9 protein-coding genes are annotated in these 11,058 nt (G+C 37.0%); 5 read left to right on the top strand and 4 right to left on the bottom strand.

Annotation, left to right across the window (positions count from 1 at the left end; translation table 11 throughout):
* Nucleotides 1–230 precede the first annotated feature (230 nt).
* Nucleotides 231–1,166 (top strand): tRNA epoxyqueuosine(34) reductase QueG, encoded by a 936-nt coding sequence (gene queG, locus ASU31_RS26525; protein WP_057935252.1) that lies wholly within the window; start codon nucleotides 231–233, stop codon nucleotides 1,164–1,166.
* Nucleotides 1,167–1,411: 245 nt separating this feature from the next.
* Here queG and ASU31_RS26520 read toward each other — a convergent pair whose 3' ends face one another.
* Together ASU31_RS26520 and ASU31_RS26515 are read right to left on the bottom strand one after the other, a co-directional pair.
* Nucleotides 1,412–3,271 carry a M1 family metallopeptidase gene (locus tag ASU31_RS26520; protein ID WP_057935251.1) on the bottom strand — a complete coding sequence of 620 codons (1,860 nt, stop codon included), beginning with the start codon at nucleotides 3,269–3,271 and terminating at the stop codon, nucleotides 1,412–1,414.
* A 107-nt stretch (nucleotides 3,272–3,378) separates the two neighbouring features.
* Nucleotides 3,379–4,332 carry a 3'-5' exonuclease gene (locus ASU31_RS26515; protein ID WP_057935250.1) on the bottom strand — a complete coding sequence of 318 codons (954 nt, stop codon included), beginning with the start codon at nucleotides 4,330–4,332 and terminating at the stop codon, nucleotides 3,379–3,381.
* Between the two features lie 183 nt (nucleotides 4,333–4,515).
* On the opposite strand from ASU31_RS26515, the gene ASU31_RS26510 reads away from it, so the two are divergent.
* Nucleotides 4,516–6,489, top strand: a complete 1,974-nt coding sequence (locus ASU31_RS26510) for a transglutaminase family protein (protein ID WP_057935249.1) — start codon at nucleotides 4,516–4,518, stop codon at nucleotides 6,487–6,489.
* Nucleotides 6,490–8,397, top strand: a complete 1,908-nt coding sequence (locus ASU31_RS26505; protein WP_057935248.1) for a DUF3857 domain-containing transglutaminase family protein — start codon at nucleotides 6,490–6,492, stop codon at nucleotides 8,395–8,397.
* On the opposite strand, the gene ASU31_RS28035 is transcribed toward ASU31_RS26505, so the two are convergent.
* The gene (locus ASU31_RS28035) at nucleotides 8,381–8,503 is read right to left on the bottom strand and encodes a hypothetical protein (RefSeq protein ID WP_255512125.1); all 123 of its coding nucleotides are present in this window, start codon (nucleotides 8,501–8,503) and stop codon (nucleotides 8,381–8,383) included. The genes ASU31_RS26505 and ASU31_RS28035 overlap by 17 nt on opposite strands.
* Before the next feature lie 423 nt (nucleotides 8,504–8,926).
* Between ASU31_RS28035 and ASU31_RS26500 the strand changes: the two genes are divergently transcribed.
* Nucleotides 8,927–9,712: a murein L,D-transpeptidase catalytic domain family protein gene (locus ASU31_RS26500; RefSeq protein WP_057935247.1), complete on the top strand. Its 786-nt coding sequence runs from the start codon at nucleotides 8,927–8,929 to the stop codon at nucleotides 9,710–9,712.
* Here ASU31_RS26500 and ASU31_RS26495 read toward each other — a convergent pair.
* Complete coding sequence (locus tag ASU31_RS26495) at nucleotides 9,709–10,152, bottom strand: hypothetical protein (protein WP_057935246.1); 444 nt, start codon at nucleotides 10,150–10,152, stop codon at nucleotides 9,709–9,711. The two genes, ASU31_RS26500 and ASU31_RS26495, sit on opposite strands and share 4 nt — an antisense overlap.
* 204 nt (nucleotides 10,153–10,356) lie before the next feature.
* Between ASU31_RS26495 and ASU31_RS26490 the strand changes: the two genes are divergently transcribed.
* On the top strand, nucleotides 10,357–11,058 hold a 702-nt coding region (locus ASU31_RS26490; protein WP_245224620.1), incomplete at its 3' end, for a DNA topoisomerase.

The following is an 11,058-nucleotide window of genomic DNA, read 5'->3' as shown; positions in this document are numbered from 1 at the left end:
GGCCCTGGATCTTCTTTATGACTTTCATAATCTTTTTCGATCGGTTTAGGAGCTGCTCCTGATTCCGTATGTTGTGGATCTATATTTTCCATAGCTAATACTCTAAAAGTTCTTCCTTTCCTAGTTTAATTTCCAGCAGGATGAACCATAATTAATTAATTTAGTTTCTGTATTGAGAACAAGTGATTAATGAAAATGTTTTAAATCCTAAGCCTTATCTTTGCAGATCAGTGTATAACAATTCTGCAAAATATAGCCAACTCATTAAAGATGAAGCCCTGCGTTTGGGCTTTATGGCCTGTGGTATTTCTAAAGCCGAATTTCTTGAAGAAGAGGCGCCAAGGTTAGAAAAATGGCTGAATCAAAACCACCATGGCGAAATGAAATATATGGAAAATTATTTCGATAAACGCCTCGATCCAAGACTTTTGGTAGAGGATGCGAAATCAGTAATTTCCTTATCCTTAAACTATTACACAGAAGAAAAACAATCAGACCCTGATGCGCCAAAAATTTCCAAATATGCGTACGGACAAGATTACCATATAGTAATAAAAGATAAATTGAAAGAATTAACTCATTTTATTGAAGAAAACATTGGTGAAGTTTCTGGAAGGGCATTTGTAGATTCAGCTCCAGTTTTAGACCGTGCATGGGCCAAGAAATCAGGAATTGGCTGGATTGGTAAAAATTCTAATCTCATCAGTAAAACTGATGGTTCCTTTTTCTTTCTTGCAGAGTTGATTGTTGATCTGGAGCTGGATTATGACCATCCTTACCAAGCCGATTATTGTGGAACTTGCACCCGTTGTTTGGATGCCTGCCCCACTGATGCCATTATTGCACCACAAGTTGTTGATGGAACGAAATGCATCTCCTATCTTACCATTGAGCTCAAAAATGAAATCCCCAATGAGTTTAAAGATAAAATGAGCAACTGGATGTTCGGTTGTGATATCTGTCAGGATGTTTGCCCCTGGAACCGTTTCTCTAAAGCACACAATGAAGAAGCTTTTAAGCCTGAGAATGGCTTACTGGACTTAAATGCAAAAGACCTGATTGAAATTACGGATGATGTTTTTAAAAAAGTCTTTAAAGGATCGGCAGTTAAGCGCACTAAATTTACCGGATTGAAAAGGAATATCGATTTTCTGAAACCTGAATAATGTTTATCGTCATTTCGAGCGAAGCGCAACGTAGTCGATAATCCGAAGGCTCAACGAAGCTAAATCTATATGTCAATCTGAGCGGAGTCGAAGACCCTATTACAGTTTAAAGATCTCTCCATTCCGCTTCCCTCCAGTCGAGATGACGATTCATAGCAATTACTATACATCAAGACAAATTTACTAACGAAGTCAAGTTAAACTAAGCAGATCGCCCATAAAAACTTGCCACCCGTGAGCCCCATCTAATTCACAGAAAAACTATTATCGCTTTTCACTTTATCAGGCGTGTGCGGATTTCCCATCACCACTTTTGATAATTTCTTTATTGTCTTGATATCGATTTTCACTTGCTTACCCCCTTTTTCCCAAACTCCAATAGTGTTATGGTTATTTTCGACAGAACCATCTTCATAAGTAAGGGATAAATCGATTGGTAAGGGCTTATCGCTTTTGTTCTCAATGGTAATTGTATAGCCAACTGATGTTTTGTCAACCGCTTTAATAGCCATATCGGTAACACCATCTTCAAAAAACCATGCTTTCCAGAACCAGTTTAAATTTTTACCGCTGCCCTCGTTTATACTGTTAAAGAAATCGTAAGGCATTGGGTGTTTACCATTCCAGTTTTTAATATAAGTATGTAAAGCTTTGGTAAACAGTTCATCTCCAAGATAATCTTTGACAAACAAATAAGCCAAACCTGGTTTAGGGTACGAATTGGTAAAAGATCCTGATCCTTTTAAACCAGGTGTTAAAGTCATTATTGGGGTATCATCTTTCCCGCCAGATGAGGATGCCGTAGGTTGTACGCCGTATTCATCAACAATGGTAGAATCAATCATTGGAGAAATCAACCACTCGCCTATCGTGGCCCAACCTTCGTCCATCCAACCATATTTAGTTTCATTTATCCCCATATAAAATGGAAACATAGTATGAAAAATTTCATGGTCGGTTAAGGTAATGGCATCTGTACGATTGTCAACAGGGTTATCGTTCACCATCATAGGATATTCCATTTGGTCTAAACCATCAAATATCGTTTCATGATTGTATGGAAATGGCCATTTAGGAAAAGTATAACTCATGGCTTCAACCGTTTTACGTGCGAAATCAATCACTTCGTAATAATCTTTATGTTTTGGATTAAAAACAGCATCTACACGGGTTCTCCTTTTTGTTTTAGGATCAACTATTAAACTGCTCGATTTCCACAGATAATGATCGCTTAGCGCAAATACAAAATCAGTAACATTTTTAGCCTCGAATTTAAAGGTATTAAAATTATTAGGCTGAGTTACTTTTTTGTCGGCCAAATCTTTGTCGGTAATCACATCAATTACAGCATCGTTCTTTTCGGCAGATAACATTCTCGAAACAATATCTTTCTGGAAAACTTCTGAAGGATTTTTCAGGTCGCCGGTTGCCCAAACTCCATATCCATCAGGAACTGTAATTGAAGCATTAAACTGGTCAAAATCGTTATAAAACTCTTCAGCTCCTGTGTAAGGGAATTTATTCCATCCGTCTACATCATCATAAACCGCAATACGAGGAAAAAAGTAAGCCACGAAATGAGATCCCTCATCTACCTGACCTGTACGCATATGTGATCCTTTATTTAAAGTATAACTGTAATCGATAGAAAAGCTAATGGTTTTGCCAGGAACAACCGCAGGAACATTAACAGTCATATTGGTTCCATCAATTTTAAAATCGGTAATTGACTTTCCGTTTGCTGCCAGTTTTTCGATAGCAACACCATCACCCAAGTCAGACTCTGCCAATTTTGACTTTCTTGGTGTTCCTTTTTTATACAGATTTGGATAAAGCTTAAACCATATTTCCTTCAACGTATCAGGACTATTATTGGTATAAGTTATCTGAACCTTACCTTTTAACAACCTGCTTACTGGATTAAAATCTACATTCAGATCGTATTTTGAAGTATTTTGCCAATAATTTTTCCCAGGCTTTCCGTCTGTATTTCTCGTTTCCTTTTGATAGGTTTTTTGAAATTCAGGTGCTATCGGTAAAGTAGTTTGTGCACTGACATAAACAGTGGTAAACAATAAAAGGCTAAATATTTTTATAGATTTCATTTTTTAAGTTTAGGGCAAAGCGCTTTGCGCATAGCGTAATGTTATCTTTAATAACCAATCAATATTAACAGTTAACCGATTAACCAGTTTACACAATTAATCAAAACCTACTTGCCAAATTTCATTTTCAATTGCTCCAACATATCTGTATTGATTGGTTGTGCTGGTTTTTCTTGCTTAGGCTGAGGTTTTTGCTGATATTGAGGTTTATTTGCAGGTGCATTATTTTGCGGTTTAGCTGCTTTGTTTTCGTTTTTCCTGGCATTGAATTTTGCCCATTCCTCATCTAATTTCTTCTTGGTATACAACGGAAAATCCCCCTGTTTCATCCAGGCATAATAGCTGGGTTCTACCGAAAACACCTGTGCGGTAGTTTTACCTTTGTGTTTACCAAAGTTAAAGCACACCTCATCGTTATCATTGTAAACCAATCTACCTGCAAAATCTACAGGTTTATTAATATTTGTGAAGATATGTAATGCATCTACATCATTTACAACGGGGATACTTTTTACACCCTGTTTGCTCTCAAACTCGGTTTCCTTATACATTTCTAGCTGTCCAAGTAAAACTTTATAGGTAGCAATTACATCCGCCTCTGCAGCGTGTGCATTAATTAAATCTTCCTGACAATAGAATTTATAAGCCGCTTTTAAGGTACGTTGCTCCATTTGGTGGAATATATTCTGTACATCAACAAACTTGCGGTTATTCATATCGAAATCCACTTCAGCTCTTAAAAATTCTTCTAAAAGCATAGGGATATCAAATTTATTCGAATTGTATCCCGCCAGATCACTTTCTCCGATGAATTCAGCAATTTCCGCTGCCAAAGTTTTAAAAGTAGGCTCATTTGCAATGTCTTCATCATAAATACCGTGTATTAACGAGGTTTGCAAAGGAATCGGCATTTCTGGATTTACACGCCAGGTTTTAACCAGTTCAGAACCATCTGGCATGGCTTTTAAAATCGCTATTTCAACGATTCTGTCGGCTCCAACATTAATTCCAGTAGCTTCTAAATCAAAAAATGCTAAAGGGCGCTTTAAATTTAATTTCATTTCTTATGATGTGAGATTAGCGACATTAGATTTGAATCGGAATGTCAAATTCTTTTTTTCAAAAGTGCTAAAAAGGTTTCATTAGTTCTGTAAAACAGCTTTATTAATTTATAAATTTAATTGTCAAATTATTTCAGAATGTTAGTTTGTAGGATTAAATTGCGACAATTTATATACGCTCAAATGAATAAAGCATTAACCATACTATTCCTCCTATTTTTATCATTAACTACTCATGCTCAAAGCTTTAACTTTGGCGCAATCACCTATGACGATTATGAATTCGACAGAAAAAAATTAGACAGTAATGCCAACGCTATTGTTTTAAAAGAGTTTGGTACAGCATCAATTCAACGGGACGATAATACCGGAAGTTTAGAACTGATTTTTGAGCACCATGTAAAAATCAAAATCTACAATAAAGAAGGCTTTAAGGAAGCCAATATTGTTATCCCAACCTATAAAGACGAATCCCGCGAAGAAACGATCAGTGATTTAAAAGCTTCTACTTTTAATTATGTAAACAATAATTTTGTAGAAACCATGATGGACAGAAAAGCTGTTTTCACTGAAAACCGATCAAAATACACCAGATTAACCAAGTTTACACTCCCGAACCTCAAAGAAGGCTCTGTAATTGAATATAGTTACAGGTTAAAATCACCCAACTTGTTTAATTTCAAAACATGGGAATTTCAAAGCAACATTCCAAAGGTGATTAGCGAATATTTGGTTTATATTCCAGGCATTTACAATTACAATGTTTCCTTACGCGGATTTCAAAAACTGACAGATCAAAAAGCAGAATTGAGCAAAGAATGTTTAAGGCTTTCAGGTGTAGCTATCGATTGCTCAAAAATCAACTACGTGATGAAAAACATTCCGGCATTTATTGAAGAAGATAACATGACCGCTCCCAGTAACTTTAAATCGGCCATTTATTTTGAACTTTCGGATGTACAGAATTTGAATGGAGCAAAAACTTCCTATACTAAAACCTGGAAAGATGTTGATTATGAACTGTCATCATATAAAACCTTGGGCGATCAGATGAAAAGGAAAGATGTTTTTAAAGACCTCATTCCAGAAATCACAAAGGGAAGTACAACTGATTTAGATAAAGCAAAAGCCGTTTATAATTATATCAAAAAGCAGATCAAGTGGAATAATTATTACGGAAAATATTCAGAAGATAATATCAAAAAGGCATTAGAAAACAGATCGGGCAATGTGGCGGATATTAACCTGAGCCTAATTGCGGCACTTTCTGCAGCAGGTTTAGATGCAGAAGCGGTTATCCTTTCTACCCGTGACAATGGAACAGTAAACAAGCTTTATCCGGTAATGAGTGATTTTAATTACCTGGTGGCTAAAGTAAACCTTGCTGATAAAAGCTATTTGTTGGATGCTACTGAACCACTTCTACCCTTCGGGTTGTTACCACTGCGGTGTATTAACGACCAAGGCAGGGTAATCAATTTAAAGAAACCATCTTACTGGATCGATCTAAAGGCCAGCCAGAAAACAACCACCAGTTATATCCTTATGGGAAAAATGACTACTGAAGGAAAAATCATTGGCACTTTAACTACCCATACCATGGGTTACGCGGCATATGGCAAACGTAAAGATATCCTTCGATATAGTTCGCCAGATGAGTATGTAGAGAAGCTTGATGAACGTTTAACCAGAATCAAGATACTGGATCATCAAATTTCGAACCTGGATAGTGTAGAAAATTCTTTAATAGAAAAATATGAGGTAGAGTTTACCATAAACGATGGCACCAATAAAGATCAGTTTTATTTTAGTCCATTTTTTATCAATACCATTTCAAAAAACCCGTTTAATTTAAACGAACGTACCTACCCAGTTGATTTGGGCGCAGCGTCTGACGAGCGCATCATCATCAATGTACTTTTACCAGAAAAATACCAATTACTAGAAAAACCTAAAGATATGGCAATAGCTTTACCCAATGCTGGTGGAAGGTATTTATTGCAAACAGGCTTAGATGGAACCACAATTTCGATGAGTCAGATTTTACAGTTTAACCATGCTATTTATCAGCCAGAAGAATATCTTTTCTTAAAGGAGTTCTATAGCAAGATCATCCAAAACCAAAAAACAGAATTTTTATTAAAAAAGGCAAATTAAATGAGATTCTTATTCACCGTATTTTCCTTGATTTTAGCTTCTGTTGTTGGCTTTGCGCAAGACAACTATGATGTTGATTTAATTCCTGCTAATCTGCGCAACCGGGCCAATGCCTGTATCAGGAATGAAGAAACAACCATTGATATGCGCTCTCCTGATAACGTAATGCTCAATGTAAAAAAAGCCATTACGGTATTTAACCAAAATGGAGAGGACGAAGCTCGTTTGGTGATCTATTACGATAAAAATATTTCAATTAAGGGGATAAAAGGAGAAGTTTACAATAGCGTTGGCAAACTCACCAACAAGTTTTCTCAGAACGATTTTGCTGATATGAGCGCGGCCGATGGGTTCTCCTTATTTGTTGATAGCCGCGTAAAACACTATCTGCCATCAGTAAACCAGTATCCTTACACCGTGGTTTATAATTATGAAATTAGAAATAAGCAAAATCTGATTATACCCGATTGGAGTCCGAAACCAGCTGATGATGTTTCGGTAGAGAAAAGTACTTATACTTTTATTTGTAAGCCAGCAGATCAGGTAAGAATAAAAACCCAGAATTATAGCGGTACACCAGAAGTACTAACTGATGAGAAGCAGAAAAAAACAATCTGGAAGGCAAATAATATCCTGGCTGTTAAAACTGAACCCTATAGCCCGGCACACGAAACTTATGCAACCAACATCCAGATTGCCCCGCAAGCGTTTTATTACTACAACCATAAAGGCAGTTATACCAACTGGAAAGAACTCGGCAAATGGATTTATGACGATCTGTTAGCAGCACGCAAAGCCCTCCCACCTGCTACCATTGAAATGGTAAAAGATCTTGTAAAAAACGAAAAAACGGACAAAGATAAGGCGCGTAAAATTTATCAGTATTTACAAGACAAAACAAGGTACATCAGCGTACAAATTGGTATTGGCGGTTTTCAGCCGATTGCAGCCAGCGAAGTAGACCGGTTGGGCTATGGCGATTGTAAAGCTTTAGTAAACTATATGCAAAGCCTGCTCAGTGCAGCAAATATAGATTCTTATTACTGCGTAGTATCGGCTGGTTCAGAAAAGAAAAGTATCGACCCGAAATACGCCAGTATGGTACAGGGCAATCATATTATTTTATGTATGCCATTAAAGGGTGATACAACCTGGTTAGAATGCACCAGCCAAAAAATACCCTTTGGCTTTTTAAGCGATTTTACGGATGATAGATTAGTACTTGCCTGTACTTCTGAAGGAGGAAAACTATTGCATACACCAAAACTAACAACTGCTGAGAACTTGCAGATACGTAAGGCCGACTTAACGCTTCAGTTAGACGGCAGTGTATCTGGGAAGATGAATACTGTTTACGCTGGCTCACAATATGAAAATCAGGAATCGTTGATCGGTAAATCAATAACCGAACAGCATAAACTATTAAAAGAAGCTTACAATATTGACAATATTGATTTCGAAGCAGTTTCCTTTGCGCAGAAAAAAGACATATCGCCCAAATTAACGGAAGAAGTAAGCATTAATATCAGAAATTATGCCCCTGTTAATGGAAATAAAATGTTTTTACAGCTCAATGCCTTTAATCTGAGGAGGTCAATTCCTGAAATAAAGAACAGAACACTGCCTGTTTACATTAACCGTGGATATACAGACGAAGATACCATTGTTTATACCTTACCAGATAATGTAATTACGGAATTGATTATTGGACAAGGCAAAGCTTTTAAAAGCCCTTTCGGAGAATATATATGTAAGGCAAGCTTAGTAGGCAACAAACTAACCTATTACAGGAAATTTATACTAAACGATGGTACATTTCCGGCAGCACAGTATAATGAGTTTTCGAAATTCATTAATGATGTAAATTCTGCAGATTATTTAAAATTAGCACTTAGCTTAAAAAAATAATCCCGAGGCCAATACCGATAATCATGATCAGGTACATTAAAATTTCTGTTGAAGCAAATCTTTTGTATTTGGTCCAGAAAGAATAATCATTTTCTTCGTTTGGCATTTCACATTTTTTATACGGCAAAAATAGGGAAATAGATTGAAAGAAAGATTAGTAAGTTTTTCCCGCAGATTTAAGGCGATTAACGCAGACTATAATCGGGAGGTTGTCAATTCCTTCGTGGTCTTATTTTATGGACACTTATGTTTCGTTTTTTTTGGGATTTGCTGGCCAACAGGCAGGTTGTACCGAAGAGCGGCAGAAAAGAATTTTATAATTAAGAATCATTTCAACCTTAGCGAAATCTATAGCACACAATCTACTACAGCCCAATCACCCGATTAACATTCCCAAAAGCTATATAGCCCCATCTTAAGTCACAACAATGTAAAACCAATTGTATTTGAAACGCTACAGAATCGATTTGGGCAACATTTGAGCAAAACAGCCGTATAAATAGCTCAATATCAAACTAAACCATACTGAATGAAGAAATACATCCTGGACATTGCTACGATTTTTTTAGTGGGTATGAGCATTGTCGGAACAAGTTGGAAAGCGGCGGAGCTTCCACGTATACAACAAGAAGTAGTTAAGCACATTGCTAAAGACAGCTTATACAATCAATATATCTCGAATATTTATCATCAGGTTCATTTAGATTCTGCCGGATTAAGTGAACAGGTTTTTGAAAAAGCCCTAACTGGTTTTTATAACTTAAAATATTCTGGCCTGTTACATGCCAAATCTATTTTAACCATTGCCGATTTCGATCAGGAAAGTTCTAAAAAACGCTTGTATATTATCGATCTTACTAGCAAAAAGCTGGTATTAAATACTTGGGTGGCCCATGGGCAGAACAGTGGTGGCGATAAGCCAGCTTACTTTTCCAACAATATCAACTCGAATCAGAGCAGTTTAGGTTTTTATTTAACCGGAGAAATCTATTACGGAAAACATGGCCGTTCGCTTAAACTGGATGGCATGGATCAAGGTTTTAACAGCAATGCAAGAGAAAGGTCTATTGTGGTTCATGGCGCCAGTTACGTGAGTCAAAAGAGTATCGATCAATTGGGTAGACTGGGCAGAAGTCAGGGTTGTCCTGCTGTCCCGGCTAAGCTGGCCGATCAGGTGATCAATACCATTTCTGACCGAACGGTACTGTTTATCAATAATTCAGAACAACAATACAATTCATCGTTTTTAAATGAAACACTTGCTGCAAGTGTTGTATTAAATCAGGAACAGATTCTAGCAGCACAAATGGATTAATGTTGTTTAATATTTTTGGCGTTCAGCTTTTTAGGTAAAATCCGGATAAAAAACGATTTGCAACTGGCGAGTAAATCCCAAACCCAACGGTTATTGTCTACCGCCTTTTCGCCGCAGTCTACAACTTCGGCACGTTTGAGCAGTTTTTTAACCAAAGCCTGAATCCATTTTATTCGCACAATGCGATTGAAAGATAGCCCCAGGTAATCGCAATACACATGTACCAGGATTTCTACAATAAGTGAAGCATTAGAAATAGCCAGTACTTTACCGAAATGCTGTTCATAATCGGCTTTAATTGTATTTATCAGCAGCTCAAACCTTGCCTCAGCTTTTCCATCGAGATAAGCCCAAAGTTGAGCATTACTATACACTCGGATTAATTGCGGTTCGAGCCCTACTTTAATTTTATTACCTGCCAGTTCATAAATTTTATCCATTCATTAAAAATCAATTACAGCTGTTAGAGAGTGATATTACCGAATTGTTAATCAATCCGATATAAAAAATTCCTGACACAAATGATGGACAAAGTTATCTGATAATTGTTTGCCAAAACGAATGTTAAGTAGCATTGTGAGTAATTTTTTTAATCGGTTGCCAATATTTTAATCATCTTTGGGGTTGAAAAGATAAGCCCATTCATGAAGATTGTAATTGCAGAAAAGCCCTCTGTTGGTCGTGAACTTGCTAAAGTTTTCGGAGCAACCACCAGAAAAGATGGATACATTGAAGGTAAAGGATATTCTTTTACCTGGGCATTCGGTCATTTATTACAATTGGCTCCCCCTCAAGATTATGGCTTTATTGGCTGGAGGAAGCAACATTTACCCATGCTTCCACAAAAGTTTAAACTTGCCGTTAGAAAGATTAAAACAAAAGATGGTTTTGTAGAAGATCCCGCAGTGCGGAAGCAATTAGACACCATAAAAAAACTTTTTGATGAGGCGAGCGAAATTATTGTGGCAACGGATGCGGGGCGTGAGGGGGAATTAATTTTCAGGTACATTTATTATTACCTGAAATGCAAAAAACCTTTCAAACGCCTTTGGATCTCTTCACAAACAGATGAAGCTATAAAAGATGGATTCAGAAATTTAAAACCTGGAACCGATTACGATACCTTATTTAATTCGGCTCATTGCCGTTCAGAATCAGACTGGCTGGTGGGAATGAACGCCACGCAGGCGCTAAGTATTTCGGCAGGTAACAGAACAGTTCTTTCGTTAGGCCGGGTACAAACACCTACCCTGGCCATGATCTGCGCCCGTTTTTTGGAGATTAAAAATTTCGTTCCTCAAACCTATTATCAAATCAGCATTTTACTTTCTAAAGATGAACAGGTT

Origin of the sequence: Pedobacter ginsenosidimutans (assembly GCF_001442625.1) — a bacterium.
Taxonomy (GTDB): Bacteria; Bacteroidota; Bacteroidia; order Sphingobacteriales; family Sphingobacteriaceae; genus Pedobacter; species Pedobacter ginsenosidimutans.
This window is presented reverse-complemented; position numbering and strand designations above follow the sequence as displayed.

Excerpts from the sequence above, each read along its gene's own strand:
- ASU31_RS26520 (WP_057935251.1), bottom strand. The coding sequence starts at position 3,271 with ATGAAATCTATAAAAATATTTAGCCTTTTATTGTTTACCACTGTTTAT.
- ASU31_RS26515 (WP_057935250.1), bottom strand. The coding sequence starts at position 4,332 with ATGAAATTAAATTTAAAGCGCCCTTTAGCATTTTTTGATTTAGAAGCT.
- ASU31_RS26510 (WP_057935249.1), top strand. The coding sequence starts at position 4,516 with ATGAATAAAGCATTAACCATACTATTCCTCCTATTTTTATCATTAACT.
- ASU31_RS26505 (WP_057935248.1), top strand. The coding sequence starts at position 6,490 with ATGAGATTCTTATTCACCGTATTTTCCTTGATTTTAGCTTCTGTTGTT.
- ASU31_RS28035 (WP_255512125.1), bottom strand. The coding sequence starts at position 8,503 with ATGCCAAACGAAGAAAATGATTATTCTTTCTGGACCAAATACAAAAGA.
- ASU31_RS26500 (WP_057935247.1), top strand. The coding sequence starts at position 8,927 with ATGAAGAAATACATCCTGGACATTGCTACGATTTTTTTAGTGGGTATG.
- ASU31_RS26495 (WP_057935246.1), bottom strand. The coding sequence starts at position 10,152 with ATGGATAAAATTTATGAACTGGCAGGTAATAAAATTAAAGTAGGGCTC.